The 21,920-nt window shown below is 71.4% G+C and carries 21 protein-coding genes and 1 riboswitch; of the genes, 10 read left to right on the plus strand and 11 right to left on the minus strand.

Features of this window, described 5'->3' with window-relative positions; translation table 11 throughout:
- Window positions 1-271: 271 nt before the first annotated feature.
- The 3 genes from ACFV8H_RS29415 to ACFV8H_RS29425 all read right to left on the minus strand — a co-directional run bounded on the left by ACFV8H_RS29415 (window position 272) and on the right by ACFV8H_RS29425 (window position 3,393).
- A complete protein-coding gene (locus ACFV8H_RS29415) occupies window positions 272-1,306 on the minus strand; it encodes an NlpC/P60 family protein (RefSeq protein WP_375893294.1) in 1,035 nt (344 codons plus the stop codon).
- Window positions 1,307-1,538: 232 nt separating this feature from the next.
- A complete protein-coding gene (locus ACFV8H_RS29420) occupies window positions 1,539-2,915 on the minus strand; it encodes an NYN domain-containing protein (protein ID WP_380405966.1) in 1,377 nt (458 codons plus the stop codon).
- 214 nt (window positions 2,916-3,129) lie between these two features.
- The gene (locus ACFV8H_RS29425; RefSeq protein WP_375893296.1) at window positions 3,130-3,393 is read right to left on the minus strand and encodes a hypothetical protein; all 264 of its coding nucleotides are present in this window, start codon (window positions 3,391-3,393) and stop codon (window positions 3,130-3,132) included.
- Window positions 3,394-3,621: 228 nt separating this feature from the next.
- Here ACFV8H_RS29425 and ACFV8H_RS29430 point away from each other — a divergent pair, with 228 nt between their 5' ends.
- Together ACFV8H_RS29430 and ACFV8H_RS29435 are read left to right on the plus strand one after the other, a co-directional pair.
- Window positions 3,622-4,404, plus strand: a complete 783-nt coding sequence (locus ACFV8H_RS29430) for a rhomboid family intramembrane serine protease (RefSeq protein ID WP_380405939.1) — start codon at window positions 3,622-3,624, stop codon at window positions 4,402-4,404.
- Window positions 4,405-4,445: 41 nt separating this feature from the next.
- The gene (locus tag ACFV8H_RS29435) at window positions 4,446-4,727 is read left to right on the plus strand and encodes an Lrp/AsnC ligand binding domain-containing protein (protein WP_030240061.1); all 282 of its coding nucleotides are present in this window, start codon (window positions 4,446-4,448) and stop codon (window positions 4,725-4,727) included.
- 3 nt (window positions 4,728-4,730) lie between these two features.
- Here ACFV8H_RS29435 and ACFV8H_RS29440 read toward each other — a convergent pair whose 3' ends face one another.
- From ACFV8H_RS29440 to ACFV8H_RS29450, 3 genes are all read right to left on the minus strand, one after another.
- Window positions 4,731-6,095: an aminotransferase class V-fold PLP-dependent enzyme gene (locus ACFV8H_RS29440; RefSeq protein ID WP_380405942.1), complete on the minus strand. Its 1,365-nt coding sequence runs from the start codon at window positions 6,093-6,095 to the stop codon at window positions 4,731-4,733.
- Between the two features lie 51 nt (window positions 6,096-6,146).
- Window positions 6,147-6,264: riboswitch (SAM riboswitch) on the minus strand.
- 143 nt (window positions 6,265-6,407) lie between these two features.
- Window positions 6,408-7,484, minus strand: coding sequence for an anthranilate phosphoribosyltransferase (gene trpD, locus ACFV8H_RS29445; RefSeq protein ID WP_375893302.1), 1,077 nt, complete (start codon window positions 7,482-7,484; stop codon window positions 6,408-6,410).
- 135 nt (window positions 7,485-7,619) lie between these two features.
- Window positions 7,620-8,045 carry a hypothetical protein gene (locus tag ACFV8H_RS29450; RefSeq protein ID WP_375893304.1) on the minus strand — a complete coding sequence of 142 codons (426 nt, stop codon included), beginning with the start codon at window positions 8,043-8,045 and terminating at the stop codon, window positions 7,620-7,622.
- Window positions 8,046-8,442: 397 nt separating this feature from the next.
- Here ACFV8H_RS29450 and ACFV8H_RS29455 point away from each other — a divergent pair, with 397 nt between their 5' ends.
- The 5 genes from ACFV8H_RS29455 (at window position 8,443) to ACFV8H_RS29475 (ending at window position 13,289) form a co-directional block, all read left to right on the plus strand.
- The gene (locus tag ACFV8H_RS29455) at window positions 8,443-9,063 is read left to right on the plus strand and encodes a heme-copper oxidase subunit III (protein WP_375893306.1); all 621 of its coding nucleotides are present in this window, start codon (window positions 8,443-8,445) and stop codon (window positions 9,061-9,063) included.
- Between the two features lie 187 nt (window positions 9,064-9,250).
- Window positions 9,251-10,060 (plus strand): c-type cytochrome, encoded by an 810-nt coding sequence (locus ACFV8H_RS29460; protein WP_375893308.1) that lies wholly within the window; start codon window positions 9,251-9,253, stop codon window positions 10,058-10,060.
- Between the two features lie 8 nt (window positions 10,061-10,068).
- Window positions 10,069-11,121: a Rieske 2Fe-2S domain-containing protein gene (locus ACFV8H_RS29465; RefSeq protein ID WP_380405946.1), complete on the plus strand. Its 1,053-nt coding sequence runs from the start codon at window positions 10,069-10,071 to the stop codon at window positions 11,119-11,121.
- A complete protein-coding gene (locus ACFV8H_RS29470) occupies window positions 11,118-12,776 on the plus strand; it encodes a cytochrome bc complex cytochrome b subunit (protein ID WP_375893311.1) in 1,659 nt (552 codons plus the stop codon). The genes ACFV8H_RS29465 and ACFV8H_RS29470 overlap by 4 nt, the downstream gene beginning before the upstream one ends.
- A 141-nt stretch (window positions 12,777-12,917) precedes the next feature.
- Window positions 12,918-13,289, plus strand: a complete 372-nt coding sequence (locus tag ACFV8H_RS29475; protein WP_375893312.1) for a GntR family transcriptional regulator — start codon at window positions 12,918-12,920, stop codon at window positions 13,287-13,289.
- Window positions 13,290-13,332: 43 nt separating this feature from the next.
- On the opposite strand, the gene ACFV8H_RS29480 is transcribed toward ACFV8H_RS29475, so the two are convergent.
- The 4 genes from ACFV8H_RS29480 to coxB form a co-directional block, all read right to left on the minus strand.
- Complete coding sequence (locus ACFV8H_RS29480; protein ID WP_375893314.1) at window positions 13,333-14,589, minus strand: Ig-like domain-containing protein; 1,257 nt, start codon at window positions 14,587-14,589, stop codon at window positions 13,333-13,335.
- A 179-nt stretch (window positions 14,590-14,768) separates the two neighbouring features.
- Window positions 14,769-15,191, minus strand: a complete 423-nt coding sequence (locus ACFV8H_RS29485) for a cytochrome c oxidase subunit 4 (protein WP_375893315.1) — start codon at window positions 15,189-15,191, stop codon at window positions 14,769-14,771.
- The gene (gene ctaD, locus ACFV8H_RS29490) at window positions 15,191-16,966 is read right to left on the minus strand and encodes a cytochrome c oxidase subunit I (protein ID WP_375893317.1); all 1,776 of its coding nucleotides are present in this window, start codon (window positions 16,964-16,966) and stop codon (window positions 15,191-15,193) included. Before ctaD ends, ACFV8H_RS29485 begins: the two co-directional genes overlap by 1 nt.
- On the minus strand, window positions 16,963-17,817 hold the full coding sequence (gene coxB, locus ACFV8H_RS29495) for a cytochrome c oxidase subunit II (protein ID WP_380405952.1): 855 nt from the start codon (window positions 17,815-17,817) through the stop codon (window positions 16,963-16,965). The genes ctaD and coxB overlap by 4 nt, the downstream gene beginning before the upstream one ends.
- Window positions 17,818-18,186: 369 nt before the next feature.
- Here coxB and ACFV8H_RS29500 point away from each other — a divergent pair, with 369 nt between their 5' ends.
- Entirely contained in the window at window positions 18,187-19,578 is a 1,392-nt protein-coding gene (locus ACFV8H_RS29500; RefSeq protein ID WP_380405955.1) for a cysteine desulfurase/sulfurtransferase TusA family protein, read from the plus strand.
- Window positions 19,579-19,605: 27 nt separating this feature from the next.
- Here ACFV8H_RS29500 and ACFV8H_RS29505 read toward each other — a convergent pair whose 3' ends face one another.
- A complete protein-coding gene (locus ACFV8H_RS29505) occupies window positions 19,606-20,580 on the minus strand; it encodes a carbohydrate kinase family protein (protein ID WP_375897352.1) in 975 nt (324 codons plus the stop codon).
- 279 nt (window positions 20,581-20,859) lie between these two features.
- Here ACFV8H_RS29505 and ACFV8H_RS29510 point away from each other — a divergent pair, with 279 nt between their 5' ends.
- Together ACFV8H_RS29510 and ACFV8H_RS29515 are read left to right on the plus strand one after the other, a co-directional pair.
- Window positions 20,860-21,069, plus strand: coding sequence for a hypothetical protein (locus tag ACFV8H_RS29510; RefSeq protein ID WP_380405958.1), 210 nt, complete (start codon window positions 20,860-20,862; stop codon window positions 21,067-21,069).
- A 91-nt stretch (window positions 21,070-21,160) separates the two neighbouring features.
- Window positions 21,161-21,844 carry a hypothetical protein gene (locus tag ACFV8H_RS29515; protein ID WP_380405961.1) on the plus strand — a complete coding sequence of 228 codons (684 nt, stop codon included), beginning with the start codon at window positions 21,161-21,163 and terminating at the stop codon, window positions 21,842-21,844.
- The last annotated feature ends 76 nt before the right edge of the window (window positions 21,845-21,920 follow it).

A 21,920-nucleotide genomic window follows, 5' to 3' on the forward strand; every position in this document is an offset into this window, starting at 1 on the left:
CCGCCACCCAGGCTGGGTGATCGACTGTGCGGTGGTTCGGAGCACGACCCTAGTAACTGAACCGTGATCCGTTCAAATCCTTGTCAGAAAAAAGACGGAAGATTACCCATGTTCTTTTGTGAAAATGACTGATGGTGATCACCGGCGCACGCAAAGCTGATCGACTCTCACCGTCCGGCCCACCCGGTCCGCAAACCCGAAGCGCCACCCCCGACCGGAGGTGGCGCGGATCACAGGGCCGGAACCGGCCCCTCGGGGAGGTACCGGACCGTCAGATCCGGCGGATCGTGTTGATCGACATCGCGTCGGCCTTCATCACCTTCACCACGTCACCGGTGTGCGGCGCGTGGACCACCATGCCGTTGCCGATGTACATCCCGACGTGGTGCATGTCGCCGCCGTAGATCACCAGGTCACCCGGCTGGGCGGTGGCCAGCGTCACGGCGGTCCCGATGTGGCCCTGCTCCTGCGAGGTGCGCGGCAGCGAGACGCCGGCCTGGCCGTACGCCCAGACCATCAGGCCCGAGCAGTCGAAGGTGGAGGGCCCGGTGGCGCCCCACACGTACGGCGAACCCTGCTTGCTCATCGCCTTGGCCACCGCCACGGCGGCGTAGCCGCTGGCCGGCGGCAGGTTGCTGAGGTCGACCCGGTCGGCGCCGCGGGAGGCGCGGTCGTCCTGCTGCTGCTGGGCCCGGAGCGCGGCCCGGTCGGCGGCGCTGAGCGAGTTCAGCAGGTCCTGGGCGGTCTTCAACTTGGTGTTGACGTCCGCCTTGGCCTGGTTGAGGTCCTTGGTGGTGGAGTCCAGGGAGGCGAGCACGGCGGCCGCCTCGGCCTTCTCCTGGTCCAGCCGGCGCTGCTGGTCGAGCAGACCCTTGAGCGCCTCGGTCTGGGTGGTGCTGGCCTGCTGGACGCTCGACGCCTTGTCCAGGTAGCCGGACGGGTCGGAGGAGAGCATCAGCTGGACGGACGGGTCGATGCCGCCGGTGCGGTACTGCTCACCCGCGACCTGGGCCAGGCCCACCTGGAGCTGGCTCATCTGGTCCTGGCTGCGGGCCACCTGGTCCTGGAGCTGGTCGGCCTGCTTGCGGAGCTGGTCGGAGCGCTCCTTGGCACCGTTGTACTTCTCGGCCGCCTGCTCCTGCTCCTGCTGGAGCTGGTCGATCTGCGCCTTGACGTCACTCTTGTTCGGCTGCGGCGCGGCATGCGCGGCGACCTGGGCGGAGAGGGCGACCGCGGTCGCAGCAGCAGCGGTGAGCACGGAGACCCGCGCGCGGCTCGGCTGCTTGGGACGGCGGTGGGAGGCCAAGGGACCGGCTCCTTCTTCCATCGGACTCACCTGATCAGGTGAGATTCCGGAAAATAGGTTTGACGCCAGACCCTAGTGAAGATCTACCCGTTTTGCCACTCCCCCGAAGGCGTGAACTCCGGTTCCCCCACTGACTTCACCGGATCCGCACACCCGCACGGAAATCCCACTGACCTGCCGTCACAGCCCCCGTCCCGGCTCAGGACCGGCTCAGGACCGGCTCAGGACCGGCTCAGGGCCGGGCCAGCCGGTTCAGCAGCAGCACCGAGGCCACCGGGCGCGCACCCGCCTTCCGCACGCCCTCCGCGACCTCCCGGTCGGTGGAAACCACCACCACCGGACGGCCCTGCGGCTCGGCCCGGACCAGACGGCGGATCAGCTCGTCCGCGGTCTCGCCGGTCCGGCTGAACCGTACCCGCACCCCGCGCGGTGGCGCCATGATGACCGGTACGTCCAGGTCCTGCCCGTCGAACACACAGGTGACCTCCGCCTGGGTGCGCTGGGCCAGCATCGCCAGCCCGCCCAGCAGCCGGATCCGCTGCTGCTCCAGCGGCAGCGCCGGGTACCCGGTCTTGGTCACGTTGTAGCCGTCCACCACCAGGTGCACCTGGGGGATCGCCAGCAGCTGGTCCAGCAGCGCCGGGTCGTCCTCGGCCAGGCCGCGCCGGGCCACGTCGTGCGGCGAGGCCGACCCGGGCACCACCGCCTCCACCAGGTCCGCCGGGCGGAGCTGGGAGACCGGCAACGCCAGCTCCCGCTGGAGGCCCTGCGCCGACTGCAGCACGGTGTCCAGCAGCAGCCGCAGCCGCATGTCCTCGACGCTGCGGCCCTCCCGGGCCGAGCGGCGGCCCTGCTCGACCGCGGTCTCCAGTTCGGACACCCGGTGCCGCAGCCGCCGCGCCTCGGACTCGGCCGCGCTGCGCTCCCCGGTGGCCTGCGCCCGCGCCGCCTCCAGCTCCCCGGTCACCCGCCGGGTCTCGGCCTGCGCCCGCCGGGTGTCGCTCTCCAGCGACCGCACCTTCTTGCGCAGCGACTCGGCCTCCCGCCGGACGCCCTCGAACTCCGCGCGCTGGCGGTCCAGGTCCGCCCGCGCCGCGGCCCGCACCTCGGCCAGCTCGGCCTGGAGCTTCTCCACCTGCCGGGAGGCCTCCGCCGCCGCGTCCTCGGCGCCGGCCCGCTCGGCCTCCTCGCCCGCCTCGGCGACCAGTCGGCTCCAGCCGGGCGAGCGCACCAGGTAGGCGGCGGCCGCGACGTCCATCGGATCGGCGGCGCCGGGGACGGTGCCCGACTCCAGCGCCTTCACCAGGTCCGGCTGGCCCAGCCGCAGCCGCTCCGCTATCCGCACCCGGAAGGCCGGCTCGGACTCCAACGCCGCCGCCAGCGCGGTGGCCGCGTACTTGGCCCGCCGCGCGGGGGTGAACTTGACGTACTGACGCAGGCTCTGCGGCAGCTCCCCGGGCGGCAGCCCGCCCAACGCGTCCGAGGCCAGCCCGACCACCCGCCGGCGCACCCCTTCGGGCAGCGGCCGGTCCAGCTTCTCGGGCGCCCGCTCGGCACCCGCACCGGCCGGGGCCCCGCCGGCGCCCCCCGGGAGGTCGGTCTCGGACAGGACCGGCCCGGCGGCCGGCTCCGGTGCCGGCGCAGCGGGCTGAAGCCCCTGCGCTTCGCCGGGCTCCCTCGCTGCGTCCACCACGTCCTCGGCTCCGATCCTGGTCCAGCGGGTGCGGCCGCGGCCGCCCCTGTCGTCACGCTCCGTGCGTCTTGTCTGTATTGTCCCGTGCGGTGGACGGCGGTGTCGCGCACCGCCCACCGCACTGGAGGGGTCAGCCCTGCGTGGTGGGGGCCTCCGCGGCCTCGGCGCCCGGACGGGCCACCAGCTCGACCTGGTCCACCGCGTTGCACCAGCGGCAGCGCACCGACTCCACGGTCTCGCTGTGCACCTCGGTCTCCTCGACCCGGGATTCGCCGGCCAGGTCGAAGTGCAGGAACTCGGTCACCCGCGCGGAGCGGGTCACGTCGAAGCGGGTGAGGTTGCCGCACAGCGTGCAGCGCCAGCGCGTCTCGGCGGTCGGAGCGGGGACGGTCATCGGGGGTCCTCTCGGCTGGTCCCTGGGCGGGCTGGGCGCTCCCCCGGTGCCCCGGCGTCGGCGGCGGGAGGCGGGAATGCCCGCCCCAAGCCTATTGCCTGGGGCAACCACGAGGACCACCGGTCAGCTGAGATGACCGGAGTCCGTCCCGCCCCGCCGGACGGACCAGTAGTCCACCTGCCGTAAACCGCCGTGTCACCTGCCGCGCCCGGAGGGATGCTTGGCCGCATGGCGCTCACGGCCCCCGACCACACCGACGCGCGGGACGGCCGCCCGGCGCTGCCCGCCCCGGCGGTCACCTACGCCCTGATCGCGGTCAACACCCTGGTCTTCCTGCTCGGCCCGGCGGCCGGCCTCAACCCCCTGTACGGCACCGGCCAGGCCCGGATCTGCGCCGAGCAGCGGTACGAGCAGCGCTGGGGCGCCGTCCCCGCCGAACTGCTGACCGGCCACCCGCTGACCGCCGGGCACCTGGCCGAGGCCCCCGACCCGGTCCCCGGCTGCCCCGCCGCCCCCACCCCCGGCAAGCACCCGGCGGTGTCCGCCCTCACCGGCCTCTTCCTGCACGCCGGCTGGCTGCACCTGCTGGGCAACCTGCTCTTCCTGCACGTCTTCGGCCCGACCGTCGAGCGCCGGGTCGGCCGGGCCAGGTACCTCCTCTTCTACCTGGCCGCCGGCTGCACCGCCTCGTACGGCTTCGCGCTCGCCGAGGCGCACTCGCCCGACTCCACCCGGGTCCTGATCGGCGCCTCGGGCGCGATCTCCGCCGTGCTCGGCGCCTACCTGCGCTTCCACCCGCGGGCCCGGGTGACCACCCTCGTCCCGCTGCTCCTCTTCCTCCCGCTGCGCTTCCCGGCCTGGCTGGTGCTCGGCCTCTGGTTCGCCCTGCAGTGGTGGTCGGTGCACTCGGCCGGACCCGGGGTGGCCTACCTGGTGCACGTGATCGGCTTCTCGGCGGGCTTCCTGTACGCCTGCACGGTGGTCGGCCACCCCCCGAGACGCCCCGGCTGAGGCCCGATACGCTGGCCGCACCCCATCAAGGAGCCCGAACTGTGATCACCGCCATCGTCCTGATCAAGACCAGTGTCGACCGCATCCCTGAGATCGCCGAGGCCATCGCCGCGATCGAGGGCGTCAGCGAGGTGTACTCGGTGACCGGCGGGTACGACCTGGTGGCGATGGTCCGGGTGCGCCGCCACGACGACCTGGCCGAGGTCATCCCGGGCCGGCTCAACAAGGTCCCGGGCGTGGCCCACACCGAGACCCAGATCGCCTTCCGCACCTACTCCCAGCACGACCTGGAAGCGGCCTTCGCCCTCGGCCTGGACGAGTAGGACTCAACTCGCGCGACGCGTGTCGGCCACGCAACGGCCGCCCTCGTTGCGGTAGTTCCACGCCGCGCCGTCCGAGACCAGCTCGCGGACCGCGGCCAGGAAGCGCTCGACGTGCTCGTCCGGCGTGCCGGCGCCGAAGCTCACCCGGATCGCGTTCAGGCTGCGCTCACCGGGCAGCGAGGGCTCGGGCGCCCCGCACTCGGAGGGCGCCACGTCCTCGTCCCCGAGCAGGGTGCGCACCAGCGGGTGGGCGCAGAACAGCCCGTCGCGCACGCCGATGCCGTACTCGGCGGACAGCGCGGCCGAGAAGTGCGAGCTGTTCCAGCCCCGGACGACGAAGGACAGCACGCCCACCCGGGCCGAGCCCGTCCCGAACAGGTTCAGCACCCGGACCTCGGGGATCTCCGCCAGCCCCGCCGTCAGCCGCTCGACCAGCTCCCGCTCCCGGGCCTCCAGCGCGTCGAAGCCGGCCTCGGTGAGCGCCCGACAGGCCGAGGCGATCGCGTAGGCGCCGATGACGTTCGGCGAGCCGGCCTCGTGCCGGGCCGGGCCGGTGTGCCACTGCACCGCCACCGAGCCGTCCAGCTCCCGGGCCACCGTCCGGGTCGCCCCGCCGCCGGCCAGGTAGGGCTCGGCCGCGTCCAGCCAGTCGGAGCGCCCGGCCAGCACCCCGGCGCCGAACGGCGCGTACAGCTTGTGGCCGGAGAAGGCGATCCAGTCGACGCCCAGTTCGCGCACCGAGACCCGGTGGTGCGGGGCCAGCTGGGCGGCGTCCAGCACCACCCGGGCGCCGTACCGGTGCGCGGTCTCGGTCAGTTCGGCGACCGGCCACAGCTCGCCGGTCACGTTGGAGGCGCCGGTGACGCACAGCAGCTTCGGGCCCTCCGGCGCCGCGGCCAGCGCCTCCTCCAGCGCGGCCACCGCCTCGGCCCGCGAGCGCGGCGCCCGCAGGTAGCCGACCTCCAGCCCGGCGTGCGCCCACGGCAGCAGCGAGGCGTGGTGCTCGGTCTCGAAGGCGAACACCCGGGTGCCGGCCGGGACGGCGGCGGCCAGCAGGTTGAGCGAGTCGGTGGTGGCGCGGGTGAAGACCACCTGGTCGTCCTCGCGCAGGTCGAGGAACTCGGCGACGGTCCGGCGGCTCTGCTCGAACAGGTCGGTGGACAGCTGGGAGAGGTAGCCGGCGCCGCGGTGCACGCTGCCGTAGTAGGGGGCGTAGGCGGCGACGTCGTCCCACACCCGCTGGAGGGCCGGCGCGCTGGCCGCGTAGTCGAGCGCCGCGTAGCCGACCTTCTCACCGCTGGCGAGCGGGACCTCGACGTCGTGGCCGAGGACGGCGAGCGGGGCGGTGGTTCCGAGGGAGAGGGACATGAGGATGCACTCCTTCACGGGTAAGGGACCCCGGGAGTGCTGATCGTCCGGTGTCCGCGCTTGTCGCGCGGACGGCTTGCCCGGCGACCCGGTCCTCACCCAGGGCACCCCGCCACGGACGGAGGGTTGCCGGACAGCAAGCTGGGGCTTCGCGCTGTCACTCATGACCTGGCCAAGACTCTAGGTCGGGTACGTCGGACGGTCAAACAGGCATCCACCATCCGGACAGCCTCCTCGGCGCGCCCCTTCCGCTCGGGGCGGGCAGCCGAAGGGCCCGTGTCGACGCATCGACACGGGCCCTCAACTACCGCCTCAGATCCGGCTGGTGGCCTCGGACCAGCGCCGCAGCAGGTCCTGCGCCCGGCCGGAGTCGATCGCCTCGGCCGCCCGCACCATGCCCGCCGCGAGCTGCTCCGCCAGCGGGGCGTCGCCCAGCTCCAGCGCGACCAGCGCCGCCGCCGTGTTCAGCAGGACGGCGTCCCGCACCGGCCCGCGCTCCCCGGCCAGCAGCCGGCGCGCGACCTCGGCGTTGTACGCGGCGTCGGCCCCGCGCAGCGCCTCGATGCCGACCAGCTCGATGCCGACGTCCCGCGGGTCGAACGTGGTCTCGGTGACCACGCCGTCGCGCACCACCCAGACCCGCGAGGTGGTGGTGATGGTCAGCTCGTCCAGCCCGTCGTCGCCGCGGAACACCAGCGCGGTCGCCCCGCGCCGGGCGAGCACCCCGGCGATCAGCCCGGCCAGCCGGGTGTCGAAGCAGCCGATCGCGTGCGAGGTGACCTTCGCCGGATTGGTCAGCGGGCCGAGGATGTTGAAGGCGGTGGGCACCCCGAGGTCGCGCCGCGCGGTGGCGGCGTGCCGCATCGAGGGGTGGAACTTCGCCGCGAAGCAGAAGGTGAGCCCGACCTCCTCGGCCACCTGGGCCACCCGCCGGGAGGAGAGGTCCAGCGCCACCCCGAGCTTCTCCAGCACGTCCGAGGAGCCGCTGGACGAGGAGGCCGCCCGGTTGCCGTGCTTGACCACCTTGGCCCCGGCCGCCGCGGCGACGATCGCCGACATGGTCGAGATGTTGACGGTCTTCGCCCGGTCCCCGCCGGTGCCGACGATGTCGACCGCCGGGCCGGGGATGTCCAGCGGCTCGGCGTGGTCGTACATCGCGTCCACCAGGCCGGCGATCTCGTCGACCGTCTCGCCCTTGGCCCGCAGCGCCACCATGAACCCGGCCACCTGGACGGGGGACGCCTCGCCGCTCATGATCCGGTCCATCGCCCACGCGGTGGACGAGCGGTCGAGGTCCTCCCCCTTCAACAGAGCCGCCAGGATGTCCGGCCAGGTGCGGACCACCTGCGCGGGGTCGGTACCACCGTTCGCAGGGTTCACGTTCACCATGGCTGACTCCAGCTGTTGTCGGTTCCCCCGCACCGGGGGGACGTCCGTACGGATGGAGCCAGCCTATCGAGCGGCGGGGTGCCTACGGAGCCGTCTTCTCCAGTACTGAGACGGCACCTCTTGGGACGGCACCGCTCAACGCGTGGCCGGAGCCCGCTTGGCCAGCCGGGCCCGCAGCAGGGTGGCGACCGCCTCGGCCAGCGCCACCGGCTCGACCGGGTGGGAGATCGCGGCATCGGCCCGGCTCCAGGCGGCGAGCCAGGAGTCCTGCGGCCGGCCGATCAGCACCAGCACCGGCGGGCACCCGTAGATCTCGTCCTTGAGCTGGCGCCCGAGGCCGAGGCCGCCGGCCGGCACCGCCTCGCCGTCCAGCACGCACAGGTCGACGCCGCCCTTCTCCAGCGCCTTGATCACCGCGGGGGTGGTCGCGCATTCGAGGTAGGACAGCTCCGGAAGATCCTCGGCGGGGCGACGGCCGAGCGCCGTCAGCACCTGCTCGCGGGTGTTGCGGTCGTCGCTGTAGACGAGGACGGTGAGCGTCTCGTCGGTCGTGTACGCCATGGACCCTGCTCCCTCAAGTGTGATCCGGACCACGTTCACCTGATCCGGATGCTACTCCCGTTTCCCCCGTCGCCGGTCCCCCTCGCGCACGTTCCCCCTCAAGCCGCCGCGCCCGTGACTCACCCGCTCGGAGGACGGCCCGTCACCCGGACCCGCCCGGTCCACCCGGACGGCGGATGCGGCGCCCCGTCCCCCTACGGCAGGACACTGGGCCGACCGTGCAACGACGCGCCGGGCAACGGGGTCGCGGGCCCTTCCGAGGAACCGTCAGAAAAGGGACACGCCGCTGCTCAGCCCTCGTCCGGACCCTCCGTCGCCCTTCAAGCGGGCATACCGCACGCACCGGACACTCCGAGGGACACCCCCCGACGTGAAGACGGAATAAGGGACCGACATAATGTCCGTCGTGGCGACAGCAACAGCAACAGAAACCGGGCACGCGCACGGATCGGTCAATCGACCGAACATGGTCAGCGTCGGAACGATCGTCTGGCTCAGTTCCGAGCTGATGTTCTTCGCGGCCCTCTTCGCGATGTACTTCACGCTCCGCTCCGTCAAGGGAGCCGAGTTCTGGGCCGAGAAGGCGCACGCCCTCAACGTGACGTTCTCCTCGATCAACACCACGATCCTGGTGCTCTCCTCGCTCACCTGCCAGCTCGGCGTGTTCGCCGCCGAGCGCGGTGACGTGAAGAAGCTCCGCGGGTGGTTTGCCCTCACGTTCTTCATGGGCGCGATCTTCATCGGCGGCCAGGTCTACGAGTACACCGAGCTGGTCAAGAACGACGGCCTCTCGCTGTCCTCCGACCCGTACGGCACGGTGTTCTACCTGACCACCGGCTTCCACGGTCTGCACGTGACGGGCGGTCTGATCGCCTTCCTGCTGGTCCTGGGACGGACGTACGCAGCCAAGCGCTTCACGCACGAGCAGGCCACCGCCGCGATCGTCGTGTCCTACTACTGGCACTTCGTCGACGTCGTGTGGATCGGCCTGTTCGCGACCATCTACCTGATCAAGTAACCAGCTGATCAGGTCGCTGGCCACCGGCAGCGGCCCCCGCCCTCACCGGCGACGGGCCGCTTCTGCCGGTGCCGACGCTCCCACCGACCGACCGCGCGCGCAGCCTTGGACAGGCAACCTCGTGCCGGCCAGACCGGCCGCCGGGTGCACCCACCAGTCGACCAGATCCTGACACCGGGGTTATTCCGTGAAAAAGCTCTCCGCACGACGGCGCCACCCATTGGCGGCGCTGGTCGTCCTACTTCTCGCCCTGGCGGCAACCGGGGGGCTGTACGCCGCGTTCGCGCCCGCCGACAAGGCGCAGGCCGACGTCGCCGCGCAGTCGCTCGCGATCGATGAGGGCAAGAAGCTCTTCGCCGTGGGCTGCTCCTCCTGCCACGGCCTGAACGGCCAGGGCAGCAGCGACGGTCCGAGCCTGGTCGGCGTGGGCTCCGCCGCTGTCGACTTCCAGGTCGGCACCGGTCGCATGCCGGCCCAGCAGCCCGGTGCCCAGGTGCCGCGCAAGAAGGCCATCTACAGCCAGAGCGAGATCGACCAGCTCGCCGCGTTCGTCCAGTCGCTCGGCCCCGGCCCGATCACGCCGGACGCGAAGCAGTACACCTCGACCAACCCGGACGACATCTCCAAGGGTGGCGAGCTGTTCCGCACCAACTGCGCCCAGTGCCACAACTTCGCCGGCCAGGGCGGTGCCCTGACGAAGGGCAAGTACGCCCCGTCGCTGGAGGGCGTGGACGCCAAGCACATCTACGAGGCCATGCAGACCGGCCCGCAGCAGATGCCGTCGTTCCCGGACAGCACCATGCCCGAGGAGCAGAAGAAGCAGATCGTGGCCTTCGTCCGCCACACCACCAACGATGAGCCCAACCCCGGCGGTCTCACCCTGGGCAGCCTCGGTCCGGTGACCGAGGGTCTGTTCGGCTGGATCTTCGGCCTCGGCACGCTCATCGCGGTCGCGATCTGGGTCGCCGCCCACACCACCAAGGCCAAGAAGTCATGAGCCACGACATGTCAGAAGAGAAGCTCCCGGAGCCGCACGGCTCCGCCGGCGAGGTGGCCGACCACGGCCACCCGTTCGCCGACCCGGGCCTGCCGGCCCACGAGCCCCGCCGCACCGACATCGACGAGCAGGCCGCCAAGCGGGCCGAGCGCCAGGTCTCGCTGATGTTCGTGGTCTCGATGCTCGCGACGATCGGCTTCATCGCCTCGTACGTGGCCATCGACCCGGACAAGATCGTCTACATCTTCCCGCTGGGCCACGTCAGCGCGCTGAACTTCGCGCTCGGCCTGACCCTGGGCGTCGCGCTGTTCATGATCGGCGCGGGCGCGGTCCACTGGGCCCGCACCCTGATGTCGGACGTCGAGCTGCCGGCCGAGCGTCACCCGATCGAGGCCTCCGACGAGGTCCGCAACGACGTCATCGACCAGTTCAAGACCGGTGCCGCCGAGTCCGGCTTCGGTCGCCGCAAGATGATCCGCAACACCCTCATCGGGTCGATGGCACTGGTCCCGCTCTCCGGCGTGGTCCTGCTCCGCGACCTGGGCCCGCTGCCGGAGAAGAAGCTCCAGGAGACGGGCTGGAAGGAGGCCACCCCGGCAAAGCCGGTGCAGCTCGTCAACATGAGCACCATGCAGCCGATGAAGCCCGAGGACCTCGTGATCGGCTCGCTGACCTTCGCGATGCCGGAGGGGCTCACCACGCACGACGAGGACTTCCAGCAGCGCATCGCCAAGGACGCCCTGATGCTGGTGCGCATCGCGCCGGAGGACATCAAGGACGACAAGTCCAAGGAGCTGGGCTTCGAGGGCATCCTCGCCTACTCCAAGATCTGCACCCACGTCGGCTGCCCGATCAGCCTGTACGAGCAGCAGACCCACCACGCGCTCTGCCCCTGCCACCAGTCGACCTTCGACCTGGCGGACGGCGCGCGCGTCATCTTCGGCCCCGCCGGCCACCCGCTGCCGCAGCTGAAGATCACCACTGACGAGCAGGGCAACCTGATCGCCACCGGCGACTTCGAGAAGCCTGTCGGCCCGAGCTTCTGGGAGCGTGCTCGATGAGTAGCGCGAGCAGCACCAAGACCGGTGCCGCCAAGCCCTCCAGCACGCGTGCGAACCCCGCCAACAAGTGGGAGTCCGCGGCTGACTGGACGGACGGCCGGCTGGGGATCTACTCCCTCGCCAAGGCCAACCTGCGCAAGATCTTCCCGGACCACTGGTCCTTCATGCTGGGCGAGATCTGCCTCTACACCTTCGTCATCATCATCCTGACCGGTGTCTACCTGACGCTGTTCTTCAAGCCGTCGATGGCCGAGGTCGTCTACAACGGCTCGTACGTGCCGCTCAAGGGCATCGGGATGTCCGAGGCGTACGCCTCGACGGTGGACATCAGCTTCGAGATCCGCGGCGGTCTGCTGATCCGCCAGATCCACCACTGGGCCGCCCTGGTCTTCGTGGCCGCGATGCTCGTGCACATGATGCGCGTGTTCTTCACGGGCGCGTTCCGCAAGCCGCGCGAGATCAACTGGGTCTTCGGCTTCCTGCTGCTGGTCCTCGGCATGTTCGACGGCTTCTTCGGCTACTCGCTGCCGGACGACCTGCTGTCGGGCACCGGTATCCGCTTCATGGAAGGCGCGATCCTCGCGGTCCCGCTGGTCGGCACCTACATCCAGATGTTCCTGTTCGGGGGCGAGTTCCCCGGCCACGACATCGTGCCGCGGTTCTTCACCATCCACGTCCTGCTGATCCCGGGCATCATGCTCGGCCTGCTGGTCGCGCACCTGATCCTGGTCTTCTACCACAAGCACACCCAGTGGGCGGGCCCGGGCAAGACCGAGAAGAACGTCGTCGGCATGCCGCTGATGCCGGTCTACATGGCCAAGGCCGGTGGCTTCTTCTTCCTGGTCTTCGGCATCATCGCCGCCATCTCGGCGATCGCCACGATCAACCCGATCTGGGCGTACGGCCCGTACCGTCCGGACCAGGTGTCGACCGACGCCCAGCCCGACTGGTACATGGGCTTCTCCGAGGGCCTGATCCGCGTCATGCCGGGCTGGGAGATCAGCCTGTGGGGCCACACCCTGAACCTGGGTGTCTTCGTCCCGCTGATGATCTTCCCGCTGGTCCTGGTCGCGATCGCGGTCTACCCGTTCATCGAGGGCTGGATCACCGGCGACAAGCGCGAGCACCACATCCTGGACCGCCCGCGCAACGCCCCGGTCCGCACCGCCCTGGGTGCCGCCTGGATCAGCCTGTACCTGGTGCTGCTGGTCGGTGGTGGCAACGACCTGTTCGCCACCCACCTGCACCTGTCGATCAACTCGATCACCTACTTCGTGCGCGCCGGCTTCTTCGTGGTGCCGGTCGTCACCTTCATCGTCACCAAGCGCTGGTGCCTCGGCCTCCAGCGCCGCGACAAGGAGAAGGTGCTGCACGGCCGCGAGACCGGCGTCATCAAGCGCCTGCCGCACGGTGAGTTCATCGAGGTGCACGCCCAGCTGCCGGCGAAGGACCTGCACACCCTCACGGCGCACGAGCAGAACCAGCCGGTCGAGCTGCCGGCCCAGACGGACGAGAACGGCGTGGCCCGCAAGGCCGGCGCGCTCACCCGCACCCGGGCCAAGCTCTCCCGCGGCTTCTACGGCGAGGGCAGCCAGATCCCCAAGCCCACCGCCGAGGAGCACCACGAGATCACCAGCGGCCACGGCCACCACTGATCCCGTACGCGCCCGCGTCACCCCGAGGGCCGCTGACCAGAGTTCATCTGGTCGGCGGCCCTCGGCCTTTGCCCCTCCGCCGGTACCCCTCTGCCAGTCCCCCTGCCGGCCCCGCACCCGCCGCGTCCCCAGGAGCCACCCGTGCAGCTGTCCGTCGACCCCGCCGCCGCCACTCCCCCGTACGAGCAGATCCGCGCCCAGATCGCCGAGCGGGCCCGCTCCGGCGCGCTGCCGACCGGGCTGCGGCTGCCCACCGTACGGGCCCTCGCCGAGGAGCTGGGGCTGGCCGCCGGAACGGTCGCCCGGGCCTACAAGGAGCTGGAGGCGGACGGCGTGGTGGAGACCCACGGCCGGCGCGGCACCCTGATCGCGGCCACCGGGGACGCCGCCCACCGGCTGGCCGCCGAGGCCGCCGCCGAGTACGCCGAACGCGCGAGCCGACTGGGCCTGTCCCACCCGGAGGCCCTGGCCGCCGTGGTCACCGCCCTGGGCCTGGCCTACCCGCAGGCCTGAGGGCCCGGCCCGAGCCCGGGGAGACGGCCTCGGCCGGACAGACCTAGACCTCGGGCCGCATCATCCCCGCGGCGGGGGCCTGGCCGGGCGGGACGGTGGTGCTGAGGGGCTGTCCGAGGGCGCTGTGCTTGACCCAGTCCGTCCAGTCGATGTTCCAGTCCCCGAAGCCGTTGCCGAAGGGCTCCATGGTGGCGCCGCGGCTGTTCACCACCGTCACCAGGTCCCCCACCCGGGTGTTGTCGTAGAACCACTCGGCGTTGTCGGTGCTCATCCCGGTACAGCCGTGGCTGACGTTCTCGTAGCCCTGGGAGCCGACCGACCAGGGCGCCGCGTGGACGTACTCGCCGCTCCAGGTCACCCGGGTGGCCCACTTCACGTCCAGGTCGTAGGACTCGGAGCTGCCGGCCGCTATGCCGATCGTCTCGCCGCTCATCCGGACGGAACGCTCCTGGCCGAGCACCACCTTGATGCCGTTGCGGGTGTCGAAGCCGGGCTTCCCGGTGGTGACCGGGATGGTCCGGACCGTCACGCCGTCACGCTTGAGGGTGAGTTCGTGGGCGGCCGCGTCGATCACCGACTCGACCCGCGCGCCGATCCGCAGCTTCAACGCGCTGCGGTCGCCGCCGTAGAGGCCGTCCGAGATCCGGCTGCCGGTGCCGTCGAAGGCCAGCGAGACGGTCGTACCGGTCGGCCAGTAGTCCTCCGGACGGAAGTGCAGGTTCTTGTCGTCCACCCAGTACCAGGCTCCGGTGACGGCGGGCTGGGAGGTCACGGTCAGCGCCCGTTCGACCTCCTGGCGGGCCTGGGGGTCCTTCACCGCCTCGGAGAGCTGCGCGGTGAGCGGCTGGCCCACCCCGTAGACGCCGCTGCCCGAGGAGTCCGGGCCGAGCTTGGCGGTGAGCAGGCGCTGGGCGGCCAGGGTGGAGAAGTTCTGGGTGGTGTCGCCGCGCCCGTTCCGGCCGTCGTCGGCGGAGATCCGGACGGCGTACGCGGTGTTCGCCCTCAACCGGCCGGTGGTCTGCCAGCTGTGCTGGTCGTCGGCGAGCTTGCCGGCCACCACCCGGCCGTCCGGGTCGACCACGGTGACGTCGGTGAGCCGGCTGCCCGCCACCGCGGTGACGGTGACCGGCTTGGAGGGGTCGACCTTGCCCTCGGCCGAGAGGTGGACGAGCGGTCCCGCGTCGATCCGGTGCGGCCCAACGGCCTCGTCCCGGCCGGACGAGCAGGCGGCCAGCGGGGCCAGCACTGCGAGCGCCAGCGAGATGCTGCCGATGCCTGCGATTGTGCGCCTGTCGGCCATGACCGCCTCCGAGGGGTTCGCACGATTCGTACGATTGATCAGATCGTAGGAACGCCCTGGGGCGAGCGACATCCGAGCGACCCTCCGTTCACCCGGGTGAGTGAGGCGCTCACCCCCGGGACGCAGCAGGGCCGGTCCTCCCGTAACGGGAGGACCGGCCCTGTCGCCGGAGGCGGAACCTACTGGTTCTGGTTCTCGCCCCGGTAGAACTCGAAGACCCATCCGAAGATGCCGATCAGGATGATCGGGGCGGCCCAGAACATCAGCCACCAGCCGAAGATCACGCCCATGAACGCGAGCGCGCCACCGAGCGCCAGCGAGAGCGGCTGCCAGCTGTGCGGGGCGAAGAAGCCCAGCTCGCCGGCGTCGTCCGCGACCTCGGCCTCGGGGTTGTCACCCGCGCCGCTGTCCACCCGACGGGCGGTGAAGGCGAGGTAGTAGCCGATGAACGCGCAGAGCGCGAAGGCCAGGAACAGCGCGGTGGTGCCGGCGGCCTCCAGGCCCGGGCCGTCCTTCGCGTTGCTGGTCCACAGGCCGTACGTGATGGCCATCGCCAGCACGAAGACCGACAGGCCCAGGAAGATCTTTCCCTGTTCCTTCATCAGGCGTCACCCTCCTGCTTGCCCTTGCCCAGCTTCGGGGCGTCGTACTTCGCCGGGGTCACACCCGCGAGGTGCTTGGCCGGCTCGCCGTGGTTCTCCAGGTAGTCCAGCGCGGCGATCTCCGGGTGGTGGAGGTCGAAGGCCGGGGATTCGGAGCGGATCCGGGGCAGGGTGAGGAAGTTGTGCCGCGGCGGCGGGCAGGAGGTCGCCCACTCCAGGGAGCGGCCGAAGCCCCACGGGTCGTCCGCGGTGACCTTCTCGCCGTACTTGGCGGTCTTCCAGACGTTGTAGAGGAACGGCAGGATCGACAGGCCGAGCACGAAGGAGCCGATGGTCGAGACGGTGTTCAGGGTGGTGAAGCCGTCCGAGGCCAGGTAGTCGGCGTAGCGGCGGGGCATGCCCTCGGCGCCCAGCCAGTGCTGCACCAGGAAGGTGGTGTGGAAGCCGAAGAACAGCGTCCAGAAGGTGATCTTGCCGAGGCGCTCGTCCAGCATCTTGCCGGTCATCTTCGGCCACCAGAAGTGGAAGCCGGCGAACATCGCGAAGACGACGGTGCCGAAGACCACGTAGTGGAAGTGGGCGACGACGAAGTACGAGTCCGAGACGTGGAAGTCGATCGGCGGCGAGGCCAGCAGGACACCGGTCAGACCACCGAAGAGGAAGGTGACCAGGAAGCCGACCGTCCAGAGCATCGGCGTCTCGAAGCTCAGCGAGCCCTTCCACATGGTGCCGACCCAGTTGAAGAACTTCACACCGGTCGGGACCGCGATCAGGAAGGTCATGAAGGAGAAGAACGGCAGCAGCACCTGCCCGGTGACGTACATGTGGTGCGCCCACACCGTCACGGACAGACCGGCGATCGCGATGGTGGCCGCGATCAGGCCGGAGTAGCCGAACATCGGCTTGCGGCTGAAGACCGGGATGATCTCCGACACGATGCCGAAGAACGGCAGCGCGATGATGTACACCTCGGGGTGGCCGAAGAACCAGAACAGGTGTTGCCACAGCATCGCCCCGCCGTTGGCGGGATCGAAGACGTGGGCCCCGAACTTGCGGTCCGCCTCCAGGGCGAACAGCGCGGCGGCCAGCACCGGGAAGGCCAGCAGGACCAGCACCGAGGTCAGCAGGACGTTCCAGACGAAGATCGACATCCGGAACATCGTCATGCCCGGAGCGCGCATGCAGATGATCGTGGTGATGAAGTTGACCGCACCGAGGATCGTGCCGAAGCCGGAGAAGGCCAGACCCATGATCCACATGTCGCCGCCGACGCCGGGCGAGTGCACCGCGTCCGACAGCGGGGAGTAGGCGAACCAGCCGAAGTCGGCGGCGCCGTTCGGGGTCACGAAGCCCGCCACCGCGATGGTCGAACCGAAGAGGTACAGCCAGTACGCGAACATGTTCAGACGCGGGAACGCCACGTCCGGGGCGCCGATCTGGAGCGGCATGATCCAGTTCGAGAAGCCCGCGAACAGCGGCGTCGCGAACATCAGCAGCATGATCGTGCCGTGCATCGTGAACGCCTGGTTGAACTGCTCGTTCGACAGGATCTGGGTCCCGGGACGAGCCAGCTCGGCGCGCATGACCAGGGCGAGGATGCCACCGATCAGGAAGAAGGCGAACGACGTGCCCAGGTACAGGGTGCCGATCGTCTTGTGGTCAGTGGTGGTCAACCACTTGATGATGGTCGAACCCGGCTTGCGGGTCCGCTGCGCCCCGACCGTGACGGCCTCGGCGCCCCCGCCGGCCGCGGCGGGCTCGTTGAGGATGGTCACTTCTCTTCACTTCCCATGCTGATGAGGCCGGAAGGCACCGCACCGTTCTGGCCCTTGGCGCGGAGCTCGGCCAGGTGCTTGTCGTAGTCGGCGCGGTCGACGACCTTGACGTTGAACAGCATGCGCGAGTGGTCGACGCCGCAGAGCTCGGCGCACTTGCCCATGTAGTCACCCTTGACGGTCGGGGTGACCTCGAACTTGTTCACCACGCCCGGCACGACGTCCATCTTCATCATGAAGTTGACGGGCCAGAAGTCGTGGATGACGTCACGAGAGGTGAGCCGGAACTGCACCGTCTCGTTGACCGGCAGCCAGAGCGTCGGAGCGTCCTTGGGCGTACCGACCTCGTACGCGGCGTCCTTGTTGGCCGGGTCGGGGGTCTCGGTGTTCTCGTAGTTGAACGCCCAGCTCCACTGGAAACCGACCACGTTGACGTAGTGCTGCGGCTTCGCGGAGACATGCGTCAGCTTCGACTCGTCGCGGGCGACGAAGTAGAAGAGGACCGAGACGATGATGATGGGGACCGCGGTGTAGAGCGCCTCGATGGGCACGTTGTACCGGGTCTGCGGGGGGATCTCCACGCCGGTGCGCTTGCGCCGGTGGAAGATCACGCTCCAGATGATCAGACCCCACATCAGTACGCCGACCACCAGCGCCGCGATCCAGGAGCCCTGCCACATCTGGAGGACCATGGGTCCTTCCTTCGTGACCGGACTCGGGAGGCCAAGCCTGGGGAGGTCGTTGGCCGAGCAGCCGGTGGCGGTCGCGATGACGAGGCCCAGTGCCAGCGCCTGAGGCAGCTTCCGCCGCATCGTGCGCCGCGGCGAGCGGTCGGAGCCGTTGGGACTCACGTAGCGCCTTCCCGAAGTCTCGCCCGCCTTCGCGTCGCACCGGGAGGGGAGTGTGAGCCCCTCCGGCGACCCGTCCACGGGCACGGTTTGAATGCTTATGCGGGCCAAACCCTACTCCAGCCTTATGCGCTCCTGACGGGCAGCCCCCGGTAACGCGCCGCCCGGTCGCCCGATCAGGCCCGGCAGGCGCTGCGCCGCAGGTCATCCCAGGCATTCGAGGTCCTTACGCCCGATCGGGGGATGACCTCGAACAACGCGGGTGACGGCCCGTCGGTACCGGACGAAGCGGACATTCGGGGTGATCGACTGACGGCCGGTGAGCAATGCGGACCGAGCCGCACGGCTCCGGGTGTGTCGTTAAATGTGACCGTGTACTTCGACGTGGCCTCGACGGCCCCTCTGCACCCCGTCGCGCGGCAGGCCCTGACCGCCGCCCTGGACGAGGGCTGGGCCGATCCGGCCCGGCTGTACCGCTCCGGCCGGCAGGCCCGGATGCTGCTGGACGCCGCCCGCGAGACGGTCGCCGCCGTCCTGGGCGCGCGGCCCGACGAGATCTCCTTCACCGCGAGCGGGACGCAGGCCGTCCAACTCGGGCTGCTGGGCGCCCTGGCCGGGAACCGCAGGCGCGGCGGGCACCTGGTGCACTCCGCGGTGGAGCACTCCAGCGTGCTGCACGTCGGCGAGCGCCACGAGGCGGGCGGCGGCGAGGTCTCGGTGGCCCCGGTGGACCGCGCCGGGCGGGTGGACGCGCAGGCCTTCGGCGCCCTGCTGCGGAGCGACACCGCGCTGGCCGCCCTGCAGAGCGCCAACCACGAGGTGGGCACCGTCCAGCCGGTCGGCGAGGTGGCCGAACTGTGCGCCGCAGCCGGGGTTCCGCTGCTGGTCGACGCCGCGCAGAGCGCCGGACGGATGGACGTCCCGGCGGGCTGGTCGCTGCTGACCGCGAGCGCCCACAAGTGGGGCGGACCGCCCGGGGTCGGTGTCCTCGCCGTGCGCAAGGGCGTCCGGTACGCCTCGCCGCTGCCGGCCGACGAGCGCGAGGGCGGGCGGGTGCCCGGCTACGTCAACGTCCCGGCGATCGTGGCCGCGGCCGCCTCGCTGCGCGCCGTCCGGGCGGAGGCCGAGCGGGAGAACGCCCGGCTGCACGCCCTGGTGGAGCGGATCCGCGGCCGGGTGCCGCAGCTGGTGCCCGAGGTCGAGGTGGTCGGCGACCCGGTGCGGCGGCTGCCGCACCTCGTCACCTTCTCCTGCCTGTACGTGGACGGCGAGGTGCTGCTGACCGAGCTGGACCGGGCGGGCTTCGCGGTCTCCTCCGGCTCCTCCTGCACCTCCTCCACCCTGACGCCGAGCCACGTGCTGGCCGCCATGGGCGTACTCACCGAGGGCAACGTCCGGGTCTCGCTGCCGTACGGGACGGCCGAGGCCGACGTGGAGCGCTTCCTCGGCGTGCTGCCGGACGTGGTCGCCGGGGTCCGCGCCCCGCTCGGGCTGGACCTGCCGGCGCCGGCGGGCGACGCCGGGTCACTGCTCGTCATCGACGCGCTCGGCAAACGGTGCCCGCTGCCGGTGATCGAGCTGGCGAAGCGGATCGGCGAGGTGCCGGTGGGCGGCACCGTCGCCGTGCTGGCGGACGACGAGGCGGCCCGGCTGGACGTCCCGGCCTGGTGCGGGATGCGCGGTCAGGAGTACGCCGGGGAGGCCCCGGCCGCCGACTACGGCGGCGACCGGGGCTCGGCCTACCTGGTGGTGCGCCGCTCCTGACCGGGGCGGACGACCAGGGCCCGTCCGCTAGACCAGGTGGGTGCGGATCTCCGCAGCGGCCTCGGCCCCGTAGGCGTCCTCGATCCGCTTGAGGAAGGCGGCCGGACGCAGGTCGTACTCCTGGGTGCCGACGGTCTCGATCACCAGGGTGGCGAGCATGCAGCCGAGCTGGGCGGCGCGCTCCAGGTCGAGGCCCCAGGACAGCCCGGACAGGAAGCCGGCCCGGAAGGCGTCGCCGACGCCGGTCGGGTCGACCTTGGCCTCCTCGGCCGGGCAGCCGACCACGATCGGGGCCTCGCCCTTGCGCTCGATCCGGACGCCCTTGCTGCCCAGGGTGGTGACCCGGGTGCCGACGCGGGTGAGCAGCTCCTCGGCGTCCCAGCCGGTCTTGGTCTCGATCAGCGCGGCCTCGTACTCGTTGGTGAAGAGGTACGAGGCGCCGTCCACCAGCTCGCGGATGTCCTCGCCGTCCAGGCGGGCCAGCTGCTGGGAGGGGTCGGCCGCGAAGGCGTAACCGCGGGTGCGGCACTCCTGGGTGTGGCGGACCATGCCCTGGGGGTCGTCGGCGCCGACCAGGACGAGGTCGAGACCGCCGACGCGGTCGGCGATCGGCTTGAGCTCGATGTTGCGGGCCTCGGCCATGGCACCGGTGTAGAACGAGGCGATCTGGTTGTGGTCCTCGTCCGTGGTGCACATGAAGCGGGCGGTGTGCCGGGTCTCGGAGATGTGGACGGAGTTGCAGTCCACGTTGTTGCGCTCCAGCCAGCTGCGGTACTCGGCGAAGTCCGCGCCGGCGGCGCCGACCAGGATCGGCCGGAGCCCGAGCACGCCCATGCCGAACGCGATGTTCGGCGCGACGCCACCGCGGCGGATGTCCAGGGCGTCGACCAGGAAGGACAGCGACACGGTGTGCAGCTGCTCGGCGACGAGCTGGTCGGCGAACCGACCGGGGAACGTCATCAGGTGGTCGGTGGCGATCGAGCCGGCGACGGCGATACGCACGGGGGTCTCCTCAGGATGGCAACAGGGCCAGCGGGGGCGAGTGAACCCACTCACGGTACCCGTCCGGCACGGCACGCCAGCAAGAGTCCCGCAAGCTGCCGGTCGCCTTCCCCGCCATGGTGGCACCCCGGACCCCCCAACGTGTACTACCTCCGGGTAGCACTGGTGGGCCCACCGGGCCGGGCCTAGGGTCGGCCCCATGGAGCCCTGCCGCGATCGGGCGGGGCCCGTCCTCGACCGTGGCGATGCGGCCACGGCCCTTGATCGGAGCGATGCCCGATGATGTCCGACCCCTTCCCGCCGAGCGCCCGCCGGGCCGACGCGGACACCGAGACCCTCGACGCGCTGGTCCGCTCCTCCCGGCGGCTGCGCCGGTTCTGGCCGGTGGTGACGGCCGGGCCGGAGCCCGCCGCCCCCGCGTCCGTCGGCGTCCGGGTGCCGTCCGGGGCGCAGCGGCTGGTCGCCGGGATGGCCGAGTACGGCATGTGAGGACCGGGGAACCGGATCCGACCGGGGCACGTCACATCCGCGCGGTGCGGCCGAGGAGGCCGCCCCGCTGAGCCCTCGGGAGGATGCGCAGATGGATCTGGAGACGATGCCCCGCCGCGGTCGGCGGGCGGTGGCCCTGGCGGTGGCCGCGCTGGCGGCGGTGGTGACCCTGGCCGGCTGCAACGACGGCGGCAAGGGCTCCGGGGACTCGGCGGCGAGCACCGCCACGGCCTCCGTGAGCAGCTCGGCCCCGCCGAGCGGTTCCCCGACGGCCCCGGCGGACTCCGGCTCGCCGTCCGCGCCGGCGCCCGCGGGGGGCCCGTCGGGCAAGGCGACGCCGACCCCGGCCGAGCCCGCACCCGGGCGGCCCACGACGCCGGCCACTCCCCCGCCCAACGGGATCGCCCCCGGTGAGCCCAACCCGGCCGGTGGCGGCCCGGCCAACTCCAACGTCCGGCCGCCGACCGGCTACCGGCTGGACGGCAGCAACAAGCTGACCGTCTACTTCTTCGGCGGGGTCTGCACCACGTACGCGGTGAAGGCGGACGAGTCGCAGCCGGGCCAGGTGGGCGTGGTGATCGTGCCGGGCCCGCCGACCGTCCAGCCCGGGCACGTCTGCACCGCGATGGCCAAGCGGCAGGCCGTCTCCGTCGACCTGCGCTCGCCGCTGGCCGGGCGGACGGTGGTGGACCGGACGAGCGGCCAGGAGGTGCCGATGGAGGGCGACGCCCACGCGGGCCCGGACCCGGTCACCCCGGACGGCGCCGCGCGCTAGGCCCTGTCCGGCCGGTGCCGCGCACGGTGGAACGCGGAAGGCGGCGCCCCCGGGCAGACCGCCGCCGCCCCGCGGG

It is taken from the genome of Kitasatospora sp. NPDC059827 (assembly GCF_042731675.1).
GTDB lineage: Bacteria > Actinomycetota > Actinomycetes > Streptomycetales > Streptomycetaceae > Kitasatospora.